This window comes from Bacillus yunxiaonensis (assembly GCF_037104695.1).
Taxonomy (GTDB): domain Bacteria; phylum Bacillota; class Bacilli; order Bacillales; family Bacillaceae_G; genus Bacillus_A; species Bacillus_A yunxiaonensis.
The window spans coordinates 1024007-1041824 of sequence record NZ_JBAWSV010000001.1; the positions used below are offsets into that span (position 1 = coordinate 1024007).

The window sequence follows — 17818 nt, forward strand, 5'->3', positions numbered from 1 at the left end:
CTAAATAAACTGTTTTTCCTCAAATCTTACAAACTCATATATAATTTTGAATTAATATGAGTTTGTATGTAAAGCATTTTTAGTGAAGGACGGGAAAGATATGTATCGATTACTTGGAGTGATTTTAGGTTCTTTAGTTGTAGGACTTTCTTTTAATCTTTTCCTTATCCCCCACAAGATTTTAAGCAGTGGGATTAGTGGAATTGCAATTATCATTGGAATCTTAACCCCATTTAATACTGGAATAGTAAACTTTTTATTGAACTTACCTATTCTTATTTTAGGGTATATTGGACTTGGAAAACGATTTATCGGTTACACAATCGTATCAGTTATCACACTTTCGGCAGCTTTATATGCTATTCCTGTGCATGCAGTGGCAACCGATGCACTACTTTCTTCGTTATTTGGCGGTGTAATTGCCGGGGCAGGTATTGGACTTGTTTTCAACTGCTATGGTTCAACAGGCGGATTTGATGTTATCGGTATGTTACTTTCACGTAAAAAAGATATTCAGCTTGGCGGATTCTTAATCGCACTTAATACGATTGTAATCATTATTTCTGGATTTTTCTTCGATTGGGATACTGCCTTAAACAGTTTATTATCTATTTTTGTTACAGGAAAAGTAATTGATGCGGTTCACACAAAACATCGAAAAATTACTCTAATGATTGTAACAAGTCACGCAGAAAAAATGAAAGAAAAGCTCCTTTCCAGTCTTGTGCGCGGGATTACCTTACTCGACGGAGAAGGTGCATACTCAAATGAGAAAAAACACGTATTAATGACCGTAATTTCTCGAGAAGAACTAGCTGGAATGAAATCTATAATTTCTGAAGTTGATCCGCAAGCGTTTGTAAACATTACAGAAACAGTCGAAGTATTAGGGTTATTTAGAAGAGGTTAAAAGCGAGATGGAATATTATCCATCTCGCTTTTTTACAACACTTTTCGTTCCATAAATTCAATACGGTTTCCAAATGGATCTGATACATAAAATCTTGTAACATCAGGGCGTGCCGTATCGACTATAACAGAAACCCCTTTTTGCGTTAAATCATCTTGAAAATGTTCAATGTGCTGAACAAAAAAAGCAGGATGAGCTTTTTTGGCAGGAGAAAAATTTTGTTCTACTCCAATGTGAATCTCTTGATTTCCACAAAGAAACCAACAGCCTCCTCGCTTTTTTAATTCTTCTGGTTTTGGAAGCTCTTCTAATCCGAGTATTTCTCCATAAAATGCTCTTGCTTTTTCTTCGCATCCTGCTGGTGCCGCTAATTGTACATGATCAATCCCTTGAATCTTAAACGTCATAATATTCCCTCCCCTTTCCTATCCTTATTATATCAAAGGAGATTTTATAAATAACTTACATACTTATTATGAAGATGTATAAGAAAAACGAAAGAACATCTGATATTTTCAGTTATGAAGTGAACCTATCAATAGAGCGATTACAGGTAATTATTCCTTGCCTATCTTCTTTGTTTTCTCAGAATCTTAAAGAGAAAGACTTACTAACCGTTTTCAGAAAATAAAACTTATAATTTAGAAATATACAATTGAAATTGACTATTCATACTTAGCATGTCTATACTCTTAAAGGATATAACATTAGAAATATTAAATATTTAAAACAAAACATATAAAACAGTAAATCAGCTATCTAAAATCATCATATATATACAGAATATTTATCCGGGGGAATAATGAATGCGAGGGAAACGGTTTACGTCTTTTAAAAAAAGTATACATCCAAAAAGACGCTCTATTATTACAAAAAATAAAATGACAGAATGTATAAATGCAACAGAGCATTGCACATCTCTTTTCAAATATAATCCCGATGGTATCTTATCTGTCGATTTACAAGGTAATATATTATGTGCCAATCCTGCAGCAGAAAGAATGCTAGGATATACAGCTAAAGAATTTGAAAAGATGACAATCTATTCTTTCATTACTCCACAACATACAGAACAAAATTTACAATCCTTAAAAAATATAATGAATAGAAAACAGCAAGAATATAAATTATCTATGATACATAAAAACGGTCACCCCGTAGAAATAATTTTGAAAGGTTCACCAATTTTTGCAGGTCATAAGATAGTCGGCACATATGTAATAATGAAAGACATCATGAAAATAAAACAAATAAAAAAAGATGCTACATTAACAAAACAACAACTAGACTCACTTCTAAAAAATACAGTAGATGCCATTGTTGTTCTTGATTTAAAACTTCGAGTAATTAAAGCAAATAAAGCTTTTGAAACTCTATTTGGCTGGACTGAACAAGAAATGCTCGGAGAAACAATACCCACTATTCCAGACTTTTCAAAAGAGAAATACAACAAAATCTATCAAGAACTTGCTAATAACAAACTTTTCACATCACAAGAAACACTTAGAAAGCACAAAAGCGGGAATTTAATTAATGTAAGTAATTTTATCTCTCCTATTGTAAATACTTACGGAGAAGTAGTAGCGTTCGTAAGTAGTTTAAGAGATATTACAGAGCGTAAAAAAATGGAACACGCATTAAAAGAGAGTGAAAAACGTTTACGGACTCTTATAAATGCAATGCCAGCGTTTATCCTTTTGAAAGATGCAGAAGGAAGATGGCTTGAAGCAAATGATTATGCTATTTCTAGTTTAAATTTTAAAAATGTGCCATATCGCGGCAAAAAAGATAGTGAGTTAATCCAATATAATGAACTATATCGTAACTCCTTTTTATACTGTGAAAAATCTGATGAATTTGCATGGGAGAAAAAAGAAAGCATACGTGGTGAAGAAATTATTATGCATTCTAGTTCCACTCCCCTTATTCTCGATATTATAAAAGTACCTCTTTTTCATCCTGATGGGTCCCCAAAAGGAATCGTCATTATGGGGCAGGATGTTACAGATTTGAAGAAAACAGAAGAACTATTGAGAAAATCTGAGAAACTAGCAGTTGTTGGGCAACTAACGGCTGGAATTGCTCATGAAATACGAAATCCATTAACTTCTTTAAAAGGATTTTTGAAATTGTTAGAACCCGATATTATTGAAAAGAACAAATGGTATGTTGATGTCATGTTAAGTGAAATTACTCAAATGGAATCGATTACAAATCAGTTTATGGCAATGTCTAAGCCACAAGCTATATCTATAAAATCTTGTCAAATTCAAACGTTAATTGAAGAAGTAGTAACATTTATTTTACCAACAGCAATCATGCATAATACACATATCAATATGGATCACGGCTCTGTTTTGCCAGCAATTCCTTGTGATGGAAATCAACTCAAACAAGTATTCATCAATATCTTAAAAAACGCGATAGAAGCAATGCCTCACGGGGGTAATATTTTCATTCGAACAATACAGATAGAAAATCATTCTATATTAATCAGCATTACGGATGAAGGCTGCGGCATTCCACAAGATCGCATTTCACGTTTAGGTGAACCTTTCTATAGTTTAAAAGAAAAAGGAACTGGATTAGGTTTAATGATGTGTTATAAGATAATTGAAGAGCATAATGGAAAATTACAAATTACAAGTGAATTAAACAAGGGAACAACTGTAGATATTCGGTTACCTATCATTTCCGAAGCAAAAACGAAATAAAATGAAACTAACCAATCAGGCACATGCCAGCAGCTATCCCCTATCTATCTTCCTCGCTTCTCTCTCAATCTTGAGGTGGGAGTCTTACTGCCCGCGAATAGCGGGATAAAATAAGAAAAGAAAACAGAAACGATACTTTTATTTAGATTCAAGAAATTTGAATCAATATTTGTTTCAACAAGAACAAATATATAATGTTACACATTATATAAGAATAAAAGAAGAAGATAGATACAAGCAGAATAATTTGTGGATTTAAAACAAAGTTCAAGCGTTTATAAAAATGATAAACCGAAATCTATCTGTGATTTCGGTTTTTTTCTTATTGAACTAACGGTGTAAGTTACTTGAAGACGGACAACAGTCAGTAGAAAAGTCATTTTACGTTTTTCGAAAGAATTTACAGGATATTTTTGGAATGATAAACTTAAATAACCTGTAATAATGGATTGCAAAGTGTGATGCTTCCTTTATTTTCGATTACATATAATGGGGGTAGCTGCCAATAACATATACCTATTTTAAAATTTGTTTTTGCCTATTTAAAGTGGCGTACAAATTATGATAGGAGTGTAATAATGATTGAATTAAACACCGAAAGATTAAGACTAATTCCTCTGAGTGCAGAAAATCTGAAATTACTAATTGATAACCCAAAGAAAATGGAACTAAGGTTATCTTTAAGTAAATCAGATAGATTTCTTAGCCTAGAACTTAAACAAGCTATGGAAATAAGGCTTTCAAAGCTGTTAGCTGATGAGGGGAATTATATATGGCATACCAATTGGTTAATTGTGTCGAAAGATAAAAACCGTAATGTTGGGGGGATAATGTTAAAAGGTCTTCCAAATGAAAATGGTGAAGTAGTAATTGGTTACTATACTCTTCCTGAATATCAAGGAAACGGATATATGACGGAAACGATTAATAATATGAAAAACTGGTTGTTAAATCAGTCTGATGTTATGTACGTTATTGCTGATACTGCTAAAGATAATATTCCATCGCACAGGGTATTAGAAAAATCAGGGGCGGAAATGTATAAAGAAACAGATGAATTATACTTTTGGAGATTTGTCCGAAATAAGTTCCTTAAAAAAAATAACTAAGAGTCATCATTTTATAGTGATGGCTCTTAGTTACGGTATCAGTACAATGTTGATCAATTGAATGGAAAAACCGTGTTCAATTAACGGGTGCCTCAGCTGAATAAAAAATGATTAAATTTTTTTATAAAAGAGTGCTATGTTAGAATACTTTAAGAGCGTGTTTTGATTAAACTTTTTTCAAAACACGCTCTTTCTTTTTGTTCGGTTATCAGGGTTATTAGGGGTAGCTTCACATGCCCATCAACTTAAGAAAACAAGTTACCCCCAAAACGATAAAATCAAACTTCGGTGCTATAAAATACAAAATTTCCATTTAGGGGGTACTTTAAAACCTTAGCTTGATGGGTATGCCGTTTGACCCCTTAAAAGTTATGAAACCGTTCGTTATAAAAAATCAAAAAAGCCGCCTTCCAAATTTGGAAACCGACCTTAAGATATGTTGTACAACTATCGCATGCTTTAGTTGTACAAGGAATTTTAAAATTTTAATCTAATTTACCTTTGCATAGATGCAGGTATCAGTTAGTTTTTTACCGTCAGCTGAAAGATCTTCATTACGTAATATCCCTTCAAGCTCAAAACCTAGTTTTTCAGGGATCGTACGACTTTTAGTGTTATTAGATTCACATCGTATTTCAATCCTTCTAAATTTGAATAACTGAAATCCAAGGTTTGTTAACTCACTTACTGCTTCTGTCATATATCCATTGCCACTAAATTGCGTGTTAATCCAGTATCCAATTTCACATTTAGAAATCTTCCAATTAATTCCGTGAAGGCTAGCAGTTCCAATAAAATCATTAGTACCCTTATGATAAATAAGATAGCGAAAGCTTTCTCTTTTCAAAAAATCTATATGGGCATTTCTCAGGATAATTTCCGTTTCTTCAACAGTAGGCATTGACTGGTATAAAAGCAACCATGGCTTTAACTCACTAATTGAATCCTTAATAGCTTGGTTTACGACATTCCCGTCACCAGCTTGAAGTGGTGCTCGAAGAATTAGTCTGTCTGTTTCTATTTGTAGCGGAACATCTAATAAAATAGGATTCATATAATTTCTCCTCTCGAAAACTTTAAATTATGACATAATGAAACTTATATAATAAAAAAACTTTCACCCCAAAGAAATAATTCTTGAGGACGAGAGTTGCAATTTCGTGGTACCACCTAGTTTGTTGATATGTCCCATATCAACCTCTTCGGGTACGTTACTATAATAAATAAATTAAAAAATACCCTATCTCACTAACAGGAGATCCCGTCACAGCATCACTATAAGTTATTATAGAACCGTTCGAATCTCCTAGTCTTTCTTCATTAAGAACTTGATATACAGCAATACAGTAAAGCTTATCTCCCATAAAGGGACCTCCCAAAAATTAGTAAACAATAAATATATATTCAATTAATCACTTAGAAACCCCTTTTCACATATTGAAAACTAAACTGCCAGTTGGTACAAAAAATGGCTACCGAAGCAGCCTTAAGTTGTTCAACTAATGCATGCGTTAGTTGAATAAGGAATTATTATTTTTCATCTATTGGCTTCCAATTTTTATCTTTTGCATAATGGGGTAGCATCACATCGCCATCAAGTTAAGAAAAGCAAATACCCCAAAACGAAAAAATGAGCTTTTTTGTTACAAGTTAGTACAAAATTTCGTTCTGGGGGTACTATAAAATTTTAGCTTGATGGGCATGGGGTACCGCCAGCATTTTGGAAAAAAGCACGCTAAGCAAAAAATAAAATAAGCTATCCATTTGGACAGCTCATTTACATAATTCTCGTTATCAGAAGTTGTTTTTAGATGATCAGTTTTTATATTTTATAATAGTTCCGTTTATATCTTTAAACTCTAAAGCAGTCCTAATAAAATCTAATGATTCTGGGACATCGTCTAATTTATTAGGAAGGATTATGTACCATAAACTCCATCCTTTATACTTTGATTCGTTAGGTAAGTATTTATCTAAATTTATTATATGTCCCGAAGTAGATTCATAAGATACCTCGCTAATAGATGGATTTTTAAGATAACCAGAAATAACTTTCCCATTTGAAACTCCAAAAGTAGGTGATATACCAGAATCTTGTATTTCTAACTCACTTACATTTTCTCCTCCTGTTGTCCCACTAACAGTCCATTTTCCATTTTTCATTTCTAAATCCGCTATTGAAATGTAATTATCAGGTGTAACAAAAAAAGCTATTTTTCCATCTATCTTTATAATACGCTCTAAAGCATGATATTTATTTGTTTCTGTATTACTTGTTGGTTTTAATTCTTGTTTTAAGGCTTCTTGCTGTGTGCCGTACCCTTTTGAAATCGAACAGCCACTAATGATAAAAATTAGGGAACCTAATATAAGATGTTTTCTAAGTCTTTTATACAAAAATTTTCCCCTCCCTATAGTTTGTAAAAATATGGATTCATTACATTCTATCATGAAGGAATTAGAATAAGTCGTACATTTTTTTGATGTATATTCTATACATACTCGGTTGACATAACGTATCATTATCGGGATTCAATGTATTTAGAAGACTATTAAAAGTCCTCCAGATTGTTTAACTGGGGGACTTTTGTGTTCACATAAAGCTCGAAATCGGAAGCGAAAATTATCTTTTTTGATAGATACAAGAAATTAAGAACTGATCCTTACTTAAGAAAAGCACTAGTTAATTCAATAACCATCTCATATAATTTTTTTCAATAACCTTATCATAAATGGTGTCTTTAATGTCTCTTTTATTAGTGAATTTTTGTGTTTCATAAAATTATTGATCTGTTTTCTTCTATTTGGAACCATTAACAAAGGTAATCTACTAGGATTAAACCACCCAATTTTTGCAGTTTCAGGTCCATTATTTATTGGTTCTCCCCCTAGTAATTTTCCTGAAAATATATGTTGCATATCATCGTATTGAGGTTGATGATATTCTCCTATTTTACGTTCAATAGCAATTATATAGCCAGTTTCTTCTTTAGTTTCTCTTATAGCACACTTATCTAACTGTTCATTCTCTTCTAATCTTCCCCCAGGCAAATCCCAGATAGGATAATCATTTCGTTTAACTAGCAATATTTTGCCTTCATTATTATCAACAATAGTAAAGCACCCTGTGGTTTTCGTAGTATTCATTATAAATATGATCTCCTTAACTTACTCGATTGCCAACGAACTTGTATTTCTCTTTATCTAATAAATTTTCCTTCTTACTGAATTAAACTGGTTCTTTAATGGAACAACATAAGATGAATACCCTATACATGCTCGGTTAACATAACGTATCATTATCGGGATTCAATGTATTTAGAAGCCTATTAAAAGTCCTCCAGATTGTTTAACTGGGGGACTTTCGTGTTCACATAATTCTCATTATTGGAAGTTGTAATGTGGTCTCTTGTTTTAAACGGTTAACTAACTTTAAATTTTTTCCATTTTGACGACATGCTCAACGCCGCGAAAAAATAAGTTTATTTTCTGTTCCTGAAAGTAACCTTTTTATATTTTCTCTATGCTTGAAAATAACTATAAACGTCATTAGGAAAGCAAATATATAAAAATATATGGTATTCTCGAAAACTGGAACAAATGAGATGGCTGCAAAAAGCATTGTAGCGCATATTGTGCCTAAAGAAACATAACGGGTAAAAACTACTATCATCACAAAAAAACAAATGCATAAAATGGCCATAACCCAGTTGATCATAAACATCACAGCTACTCCCGTAAGTGCTCCTTTGCCCCCTTTAAAACCAAAATATATCGGCCAGTTATGCCCTATAATCACTCCTGCGCCTGCCGCTAAAAGGCTTACGCAATCTTTAGCCTCTCCTGAATAAAAGTAAACGCTAAGGAACAATCCTATAAAACAAGCAATTATTCCTTTTAATATATCTCCAGCAAGAACAAATACTGCAGCAGATTTACCAAGTACCCTCAGGGTATTGGTAAGCCCGGCGCTTTTGCTTCCATGGTTTCTTATGTCCTTTCCGTATATTTTCCCTACAATCACCGCTGTATTAAGGCTGCCTAAAAAGTAGCCCAAAGCTAAGGCCGAAAAAATTTTAAAAATATCAATCATCACTCTTCTCCCTTTAAATTATTCTAATTTTCTTTTATTTCATTTTATCAGAATGTAGCATGTAGAAAACTATGAATATCCTATACATGATCGGTTAACATAACGTCTCATTATCAGCAGTAATCAAATCCCAGAAATCCATTCATACCAAGAGTTTACCAGCCTTCTGTTCCCTCCACTGTATGCAGGATTTCATACAGCCCTGTCACAACAGCATTTGGCAGTTCAAACCGTTCTCGCAGCCTGCATGAAATCCTGCATATCTTTAGCGTATATTTTCGTTAAAATGTTGGTGGTACGTCATATAGTGACCCCTAATAAAACTGTATTTTCTATTTATATTCAAAAAACACGATACCCTCAAGCGCATTTTGGGGCATGTAATTTTAATTTTATGTATAAAGGTCTTTGAAAATCGAAAATTCAGCGCATATAAAAACAGCAACATTAAGTGTTGCTGTTTTTGGGGATTTATAATTTACCAAGTATCAGCATGGCTATATTGAGTAATTTGAGTTGCTTGTTCTGATTGTGAAGGAAATGTTAATCCGAAAGATAAAATTGCAAAAAGAGATAGCCCCATTATAATTCCTGTAAGTCTTTTCATTATTTTAATGCTCCTTTTTCAAAAGTTTTTTCTTTAGCTTGGTGACTAAGATAAAAGTATTCACTTGCTTTATAATGATTATCTTCCTCATAAAACTTAATTGCTAATTTTTCAGTGTATTCTTGGGTATAGTTGAATAACTTTTCTTTATCAAAATACGGAATCACTTTAAGAATGGTTTCCTCAAGAATTTCAGCTGTTACACCTTTATTCATTCGTTCTAAAATTGAAAAATGATATTGATACTCTTGGTTTTCTATTTGTCTACAAATAGTTATTCCTCTTTCAATTAGTTCTTCAGCAATGTTTAATTCTCCTAGCTTAAAGTGTTCTCTTGCTTCGAGAAAAATAGCTTTAAAGTGATTAGGAATCTTATGAGTAACTTCGGATAAATGGCGGATAGCCAATGTAGATAAATTTTGACTGGCATATAAAAATCCTAAATTACTACGTACTCTTAAAACCAATATATCTTCATTTTGTTTGCGTAAGATATTTATTGCTGAATTAAAGTTTTCTTCTGCTTGTGGGAACTGTTTTATATCAACACACGCTGCACCAAAAATGTTATCACAAGCTGCTGTATTATTTTCATAACCAGCCTGTTTAGAAAAGATTTCTCTAGCTTTCATTACATGTTTAATTGCTTCTAATGGTTGATAAGTATGAAGATAAAAATTAGCGATACGATAATTAAATTCAGCCTTCTCAAGCTCATCTAGTACATGTTTTAGTAAAGCTTCAGCTTTTTCATAATAATCTCTAGCTTCATTATTATTTGTTAGAATTGTTGCGTGAATAGCTTTAAAGAAATGATAATAATAGGATAGGAAGTCATCTGTTTGGTTATATAATGAGTCAATTCGTTCAAAGCTTGCTGGAGTAATACTCATACTATCAACTAATACTTTGAAGCGGAAATCAAGAAGAGAGTAATAAAATAATAAATTTGTATCTTCTTTAAGATCCCTCATCATTTCGTCAATTTCTATTTTTAATTGTTGTGCTTTTTGGGTATGTTGAGCACGAATTTCTTGATACCAGGTATTTAATAAGTTTGTAAGCTTCTCGTTTCCAATAAGCTTGATATTCATAATATCCCCCCACTTCTTCTTTTGTATATTCATATTACCAGAGAAACAATGTAATAAGATGGTAATCTAATTTTATAAAAAATCGTCTGAATATTCAATATTTAGAGAGGCGTATATTAATTCTTGGGATACCACCCCATGTCCATCAAACTAATATTTTGAAGTATCCCCATTACTATCAACCTAAGAGGAATTTATATCCATAATTCATAGAAAGCGTTATTCTTTTTGTAGAATTATACAGAAAGGATGGTGTTTTTTTCATTTTAGGGGGAATTTTGTTTTGTTAACTTGATAGCGATGGGGCGGGACCACGATATAATTTTTTAATCACATTTCGTTATTACAGTAAACATTCCTGTCATACTAGGTGAGTAATCCTTAAAATCATATTTTTCATAAAATTTTTCTTTTCCCTCTGATGCAAATAATCCTACAAACGCTTTATTTGGTGCGTTTTCTTTTAGATACTCTACTAACGCATTCATAATTTTTTTGCCAATACCCATTCCTTGATAATCTGGATGAACTACCACATCTTGAATGTAAAAGTAAATAGCTCCATCCCCAACAATTCTTCCCATTCCTATGGCCTTACTCTCATCCTTAACTGTAACGGCAAAAACAGAATTTTTTAATGATATTTCGGCAACATCAAAGTTCATATAATCTTCCCAACCCACAACTGAACATAAATATTTATATTCTTCTAATGTTGGTGCAAAATTTGAGATTGTATATTGTCTTTCCATAAATCCTCCCCCTATCTCTCTATAATTTCAAGTTAGCATTTTTGCACTTCTTTTTCTTCCGAATGTTCAGATTTAAGTATATATCATATTCATGTAAAAGTTAACATAATCCCTCATTGAAGTAGAAGGAACATCTATGCTAGGAAACGTAAAAAAATTTTAAAAAAGGATGAGCTTATAGGGGGATCACCCCATATACACCTTGCTCGTCATTTACATATCGTGGTATAATTTCAATAAGTTGACAGCTATTCATCTATGTTCCACGCTAACGGGTTGGGAATGACAATTTATTCCCCTGCTGACGACTGACGAAGTCGAAAAGTTTTTTTGGGTTGGGGTGATCTTATGAAAAAGATAATTGGATTAAGTTTTATTCTATTTGCTGGTATCACATTATCCGGATGTTCAGGTATAATAGAAAATTCTTTAGATTCAAGTGATAGAGGTGCTTATGAAGTTTCTACTAAACAAGAAACTGGAAACGGAAGTATTGAATTATTAACACCAACAATTACAACAAAAGATAATCAATTAGAATTTATGACTGAGGGAATTGATGAAAATAAAGTGACCTTTATTTTTGTTGCCAATAAAAAAGTATTTGAACAAAAAATAAAAAATGATGAATCCTACAAACTTAACATTAAAGGTATCAAAGATGCTCATAGGACGGACTACAAACCAAAAGTTCAACTTTTGCAAACTAAAGATGATACCGAAAATGGAGACATAGTAACCTTTAAACAAGTTAGATATACAGTTGAAAAAGATTAGTTTTATAATTATTTAAATTCAATTTGATGAACAAAAATACCAATTCATTTGCGAATTGGTGTTTTTTACTTTATGAAAATAAACCCACATACTATATTACAAAAATTAATAGAGTACTAATCGAGACTTATTTGCTTAGTACTAGAGTCAAAGTTTACTCACGATTTCAACTATTGCTCGTGTCAGGCAATAGCCATCGATGGCGGGTTAGAATATTCAAGGATAACGGGAGAACTTGATGATTTTGCCGCTCTTACAGAATGGGAAGAAAATGTCCAGTAAAAGAGGTAGCTGCTTGGGTATGTCAACGGTACCGGACCGAACCCGAAAGGGAGCGGGAGAATACGGAGTTGACATACTTACTATGCAACCCTCTTAGCACTGAACAGTTCACTTCAAAATTTCAATATAAATTTGTTATTTTAACTATTAGGACGAACTCAGAAACATTGATATACAAGACTCCTTGCCTCATATCCTACTTATTTCCCAACAATATAATTCGAATCTACCTTAGATGCTACACGCATTTCATATTCCATTCATGATTAACGTAATTTTACGAAAGCACAAGCACGATTGTAGCTTTGCACAATGCATAAAACAAAAGAATTCCACAACCATACAATAACGTTAATAACAATACTAGTTAGACTCCCGATTACGGCACTTCCTATAATATCAGATGGATAATGCTGTCCGCTCCAAATACGTGAGAATCCTGTTAAAAATGCTAACAACCACATAAAGCACCCAAGAAAACGTTTATAAAAAAGGATAGAGGTTGCAACAGCAAATGAGAGCATCGTATGTTTGCTCGGAAATGAAGAATTCATTCTTGATGGAATTGGAGGCAATATATGCGCATTATGATTCAAAAAAGGACGAGCTCTAAAATAGAATTGTTTTATAAAAAAATTAATAAGTAACGTTATACCTGCAGAGAATGTTGCCTGTATCGTAATTTTTTTATAAAACTTGTTACGAAACCACATTAGGATTAATAAAAGAGTATACACATAGCGCGCTTTTTGAGAAATCATTACCATAATAGTATCGACAGATGGATAACGACCAACCAACCGATTAATAGCTCTAAATATTTTATAGTCCATAAGAGTATCTCCTTCCATGTCATTTCAAATATTATTCTTAGTATCTCTATCTAAAAAGGAACTATGTATTATGTCCCACATCAGAAACATACTATATTAAATGTTATCCAAGAGAAAAAAGAGCTAACAGTCAAAATTCCGTTAAAACGAAACTTTGCATTAGCTCTGCCAATAATTCATAGATAGATAAAAACTTAAAGGTTAGGAATACAATATTATTGATACAAACGTTTATAAAAAGGAGAAGGTGCGTCACCCTCTCCTTTCTTCCTTATATTAATGCACCGTCATACCCAAGTTTATAACCATTAATAACGGTATTCACTGCCATTGAACCATCTTTGTAAAGATAATACCACTTGCCTCCTACTGACACCCAGCCTGTTTCCATCGCTCCGCTGCTATTTAAGTAGTACCACTTACCTCCTACTGATACCCAGCCTGTTTCCATCGTTCCCCTGCTATTTAAGTAGTACCACTTGCCTCCTACTGACACCCAGCCTGTTTCCATCGCTCCGCTGTTATTTAAGTAGTACCACTTGCCTCCTACTGATACCCAGCCTGTTTCCATCGCTCCGCTGTTATTTAAGTAGTACCACTTGCCTCCTACTGATACCCAGCCTGTTTGCATTACTCCGCTGTCATTTAGGTAATACCATTTGTTTCCTGTTGATACCCAACCTGTTTTCTTTACTCCGTTATTATCGTAGTAATTCCATGCATTTTGGTCATAAACCCAACCAGATGCTCCTTTTACGATTTGAATTTCTTCTACTGTTTTATTACCACCAACATCAACAAGTTCAATCTTAAATGTATTTACGTTATCTTTTAGTGGTACTTCAATATTTTCGACAGTATGCTTAAATGCCCTCATTTCATACGGCTCAACAAATGCATGTGCGTACTCTTCGCTGCCATTTACATATAAACGCGCTTCATCAAAATTGTCTTCGATTGCGACACTAATTTTCGCTGATTCTTCATTTTTACCGACATACTTAGGCGCACGTGTAACAGAAAGTTTTGGCGCTTTCGTATCGACGATAAATTGACGTTGAATAGAGAATTTATTTCCAGAACCATCTCTTGCAGACACATCTGCAGCATGTATACCATCTTCAAATGGTAAAGTTGTTTTAAATGAATATAAGTTTCCTTTTTCGTCTGGTTTTAATTGAACAGATTTTCCGTCAATTTTAAATTCAACAATACCGGATTCATCAGATACGTTTCCTTCAAAGACAACGTCCTTTGTATTCCACGCCTTCAATGTTTCTGGAGATTTCAAATCAATCACCGGCAGATTTGCTTCTTTTTTGTCATTTACAAATGATACAGTCACATTATTTGCATAATCAAACGCAATAACTGCTACATGCAATCCTGCTGGCACATCTTCTGGCAAAGTAAACTTCGTTGTATCTGGAGCTAACATTTCTGGGAATACTTTCGCAATGTTTCCATCTTTATCAACGTAAGCAACGCGTAAATAGTTCACACCCGCCCCACTGTCTTGCGCTCCAATTATTACATCTCCGTTGTCAATAAACGATGTTACCACCGGTGCTTTCGTATCAACAATTACTGGATATTTTACCGTTTGTTCTTTTCCATTTAATGTTCCTTTTAACTGAATGTAGTACGTGCCATCTGGGGCTACTTTGTTGTTTATCTTGCCATCCCATGTATAATTATCTGAGATATAAAATTGTCTTTCAGGGCGACTGCCATCATAATTCTTTGTTAACAACTCATCTGTACGAATTTTTCTAAGCACTTTTCCTTTTTCATCTACAACAGCAACTTCTAATTTCTCTGCGTTGCGTAGTAAAGAAAACGCTGGCGTTACACGATCATTTAGTTCATCTCCATTTGGAGAAATTGCAATTTTATCTTTATGAAACTGCTTTGTAATTTCATCTTTCCCTAAGTACTCGCCCTTTTCATTTACTAACCCTGTGCGTCCATAGTATGACTTCTCATCGTATACACCGTTATCAAAAATTGGTGCTTTACTCCAATCTCCCTTAAACCCAACAAATGGAACGTGTAACGTTGGCTGCTCATCTTTGTTGGCTGCTTCTAATTTAATGAATCCATCAACAAAGTATCCGTTTGGGAATACAGTTTCTGGTGATACTTGTGACGATAATGAAGAATCAAGAACTGTCACTTTCGATAAATCAATTGTTACATCAAAAGATTTCGTTTTCCCAGCCTCTACTTCAATTGCGGCTGGAGCATTTACTTTCGCACCTTTTAATTCTTGTGACTCAAGCGCCATATGATCGGTGCCGTCTTTTTCTTTTACAACTAAATCTGTTTGTACATTCCCGCTCACTTTATACGTTAACGGTTTATCACTAAAGTTTTGAACAGCTAACGTGAATGTTGCTGTATTACCTTTAATCTCTTTTAATGCAACTTTTGCCTCACCAGTCTTTTTGTTATATACCATAGCTGGCGTTGCCACAGCTGCATGGAGTTGCATAAGTCCAGCACCTTCACGACGCGGAGATACATAATTCTCCAAACCTAATTGTGTATTATAGTCACCTTTCTCCAAAACTGGCTTTGAAGTATTCATTAATAAATTTTTCGTACGTAATACTTTCTCCGCGCCTGATAATTTAAATTCCTTCTCTACACGCTCAAGTACAAGTGCCGATCCCCCAGCTACGTGCGGTGCTGCCATAGATGTACCGTTCATTAAACCGTATTGGTTGTTATTTAGTGTAGAATAAATCTTTCCTCCTGGTGCTGTAATTTCTGGTTTAAAATCTAAATTTGGTGTTACCCCCCATGATGTGAAGTCAGACATTGTGCCAGCATCTTTATTTACAATCTCTAGACGAGATCCATCAAATGTAACTGATGCCTTTTTACCTGCTGTTAACAATTCTTTTAATGTATTTCCATCTTTAATACTTACAGAAGCAAGCGGAATTTTCGGTGCATCTAGTGCCATAGACACGTAGTCACCGTGAGCAACACGCGGGCGCACGATAATACCAGCAGCTCCTTTTTCTTCTGCTTTCTTTTGGATTTCCGTATAATTTGGATTCGCAGCATCACGAATCGCTACAACAATTTTTCCTTTTACATCTTTTCCTTCGTAATCTTTCTCAGCTCCATCACCAACATATACAAGCTCTACTTCTTTATCTTTCAATGTGTCTAAGAAATTAGGACCTGACTGCGCTTTCCAACCTAGTTTAATAGTTTTGTCTCCGTCTACTTTCACTTGCATAGCATCTAATTGAATATGAGAATTTTCTACAGAAGCTACTTGCAGAGAATCATGGGCAATGCCTGGAGAACCAACTGTGCCGTAATCAGGATTAGAAGCAAACGGTGTATCCTTTCCTGAACCTGCAAACGCAGAGTTTCCAGCTGAAATGGACATAACAATTCCATTATCAACCGCATTTTGAATAGCTTTTGATTCAGGATTACTATCATTAACAAATCCAGCAGATGAACCTAAACTCATATTCACAACATCTGCACCTAACTTAATCGCATCATCAATAGCTTTAATGTAAATATCTCCAAATGTAGACTCATAGTTTGGATCGTTACTAAATACTTTTAAAGCTAAAACCTGTGCTTCTGGTGCAACACCTTTAATACCGCCCGCCTTTTCATCACCATTTGCCGCAACGGTTCCTGTTACGTGTTGACCATGCATGCTTGCGCCAGGCCCTATATCACGCACTTCTTCATTGTTATCAAAATAATTATATCCGTAAGGAACTTTATCTGTATAATACTTTCCTTTCATATCGTTTTGATCAACTGTTTTTGCTACCTTTTCTTTCGTCAAGCGTTCTTTGGAAGGATCTGATATTTTCATATCTTTATGCGTATAATCAATTCCTGTGTCAATTACAGCTACAACCATACCTTGTCCTTTATAACCATAATCTCCCCATGTTTGCTGTGATTGTACCATCTCATTACTTGTGATCATATCTGGTTTCACTTCTGGACGTTTATATTCATTTACAATATGTACACTTTCTACTTCTGGAAGAGCTTGTATTTTTTGAATCTCCTCCGCTTTTATACTTCCGCTGAAACCATTATATACAGTATCAAAACTTTCCTTATAGGACATTTGAATGCCCTCTTTTTTAATCTTTTTCTTTACACTGCTTTGCTGACTTTGTACCTGATTTTGAATTTGTTCTTTTTTACTTTTAGAAGTTTTTGCATAGTCCATCCCTTTTTCTTGTGCATATTCAAGAACAGACTTCTCTTTTAATTTCACAATAACTCGCACTTCTTCTTTCTTGTTAAACTGTACATCAGGTGACGAAGTATTAGCTAGCTGTTGTTTTATCTCTTTTGCTACATTCGCTATTTGTGCTGCTTGTCCCGTTTGATTTGTTTCCGCGAATGCCGTTGTTGAAAACAACAAAGGTACTGTAGTAAGCACAGCTACAACCGCTTTATTTTTCTTTTTTTGTCCCATAACGTCTTTACCCCCACAAAACGAAATAAATGGTTTCCACAATATAAATTTTATATCCCTAACTGAAAAACCAATTATTTAGAATATACGTTATTTTCTAACAATTGTAAATATATTTCGACAATTTAAATAAAAAAATATCATTTTTCAACATAAAACATAACCCT

15 protein-coding genes and 2 pseudogenes are annotated in these 17818 nt (G+C 33.7%); 6 read left to right on the forward strand and 11 right to left on the reverse strand.

Annotation, left to right across the window (positions count from 1 at the left end):
• Positions 1-100 precede the first annotated feature (100 nt).
• On the forward strand, positions 101-910 hold the full coding sequence (locus WAX78_RS05115; protein WP_336481176.1) for a YitT family protein: 810 nt from the start codon (positions 101-103) through the stop codon (positions 908-910).
• 32 nt (positions 911-942) lie between these two features.
• Here the strand turns inward: WAX78_RS05115 and WAX78_RS05120 are convergent, their stop codons facing one another.
• Complete coding sequence (locus WAX78_RS05120) at positions 943-1317, reverse strand: VOC family protein (protein ID WP_336481177.1); 375 nt, start codon at positions 1315-1317, stop codon at positions 943-945.
• 474 nt (positions 1318-1791) lie between these two features.
• Here WAX78_RS05120 and WAX78_RS05125 point away from each other — a divergent pair.
• The 3 genes and pseudogenes from WAX78_RS05125 to WAX78_RS05135 all read left to right on the forward strand — a co-directional run.
• Positions 1792-2154 (forward strand): annotated as a pseudogene (locus WAX78_RS05125) (PAS domain S-box protein); the annotation flags it as partial.
• 45 nt (positions 2155-2199) lie between these two features.
• Positions 2200-3624 (forward strand): annotated as a pseudogene (locus tag WAX78_RS05130) (PAS domain-containing sensor histidine kinase); the annotation flags it as partial.
• A 578-nt stretch (positions 3625-4202) separates the two neighbouring features.
• Positions 4203-4733, forward strand: a complete 531-nt coding sequence (locus WAX78_RS05135; protein ID WP_336481178.1) for a GNAT family N-acetyltransferase — start codon at positions 4203-4205, stop codon at positions 4731-4733.
• 490 nt (positions 4734-5223) lie between these two features.
• On the opposite strand, the gene WAX78_RS05140 is transcribed toward WAX78_RS05135, so the two are convergent.
• From WAX78_RS05140 to WAX78_RS05175, 8 genes are all read right to left on the reverse strand, one after another.
• Positions 5224-5787 carry a GNAT family N-acetyltransferase gene (locus tag WAX78_RS05140; RefSeq protein WP_336481179.1) on the reverse strand — a complete coding sequence of 188 codons (564 nt, stop codon included), beginning with the start codon at positions 5785-5787 and terminating at the stop codon, positions 5224-5226.
• A gap of 160 nt (positions 5788-5947) precedes the next feature.
• A complete protein-coding gene (locus WAX78_RS05145) occupies positions 5948-6097 on the reverse strand; it encodes a hypothetical protein (RefSeq protein ID WP_336481180.1) in 150 nt (49 codons plus the stop codon).
• 451 nt (positions 6098-6548) lie between these two features.
• The gene (locus tag WAX78_RS05150; protein ID WP_336481181.1) at positions 6549-7130 is read right to left on the reverse strand and encodes a hypothetical protein; all 582 of its coding nucleotides are present in this window, start codon (positions 7128-7130) and stop codon (positions 6549-6551) included.
• A 303-nt stretch (positions 7131-7433) separates the two neighbouring features.
• Positions 7434-7880 (reverse strand): NUDIX hydrolase, encoded by a 447-nt coding sequence (locus WAX78_RS05155; protein WP_336481182.1) that lies wholly within the window; start codon positions 7878-7880, stop codon positions 7434-7436.
• Positions 7881-8193: 313 nt separating this feature from the next.
• On the reverse strand, positions 8194-8826 hold the full coding sequence (gene plsY / locus WAX78_RS05160; protein ID WP_336481183.1) for a glycerol-3-phosphate 1-O-acyltransferase PlsY: 633 nt from the start codon (positions 8824-8826) through the stop codon (positions 8194-8196).
• Between the two features lie 478 nt (positions 8827-9304).
• Positions 9305-9433 (reverse strand): Phr family secreted Rap phosphatase inhibitor, encoded by a 129-nt coding sequence (locus WAX78_RS05165; protein WP_336481184.1) that lies wholly within the window; start codon positions 9431-9433, stop codon positions 9305-9307.
• Positions 9433-10527 (reverse strand): response regulator aspartate phosphatase, encoded by a 1095-nt coding sequence (locus tag WAX78_RS05170; RefSeq protein ID WP_336481185.1) that lies wholly within the window; start codon positions 10525-10527, stop codon positions 9433-9435. Before WAX78_RS05170 ends, WAX78_RS05165 begins: the two co-directional genes overlap by 1 nt.
• A 326-nt stretch (positions 10528-10853) precedes the next feature.
• The gene (locus WAX78_RS05175; protein ID WP_336481186.1) at positions 10854-11279 is read right to left on the reverse strand and encodes a GNAT family N-acetyltransferase; all 426 of its coding nucleotides are present in this window, start codon (positions 11277-11279) and stop codon (positions 10854-10856) included.
• A 348-nt stretch (positions 11280-11627) separates the two neighbouring features.
• Here WAX78_RS05175 and WAX78_RS05180 point away from each other — a divergent pair, with 348 nt between their 5' ends.
• Entirely contained in the window at positions 11628-12056 is a 429-nt protein-coding gene (locus WAX78_RS05180) for a hypothetical protein (RefSeq protein WP_336481187.1), read from the forward strand.
• A 129-nt stretch (positions 12057-12185) separates the two neighbouring features.
• Positions 12186-12338, forward strand: coding sequence for a DUF7695 domain-containing protein (locus tag WAX78_RS25305; RefSeq protein ID WP_461781922.1), 153 nt, complete (start codon positions 12186-12188; stop codon positions 12336-12338).
• A 266-nt stretch (positions 12339-12604) separates the two neighbouring features.
• Here the strand turns inward: WAX78_RS25305 and WAX78_RS05185 are convergent, their stop codons facing one another.
• On the reverse strand, positions 12605-13171 hold the full coding sequence (locus WAX78_RS05185; RefSeq protein WP_336481188.1) for an undecaprenyl-diphosphatase: 567 nt from the start codon (positions 13169-13171) through the stop codon (positions 12605-12607).
• 271 nt (positions 13172-13442) lie between these two features.
• The gene (locus tag WAX78_RS05190; protein ID WP_336481189.1) at positions 13443-17651 is read right to left on the reverse strand and encodes a S8 family serine peptidase; all 4209 of its coding nucleotides are present in this window, start codon (positions 17649-17651) and stop codon (positions 13443-13445) included.
• Between the last annotated feature and the right edge of the window lie 167 nt (positions 17652-17818).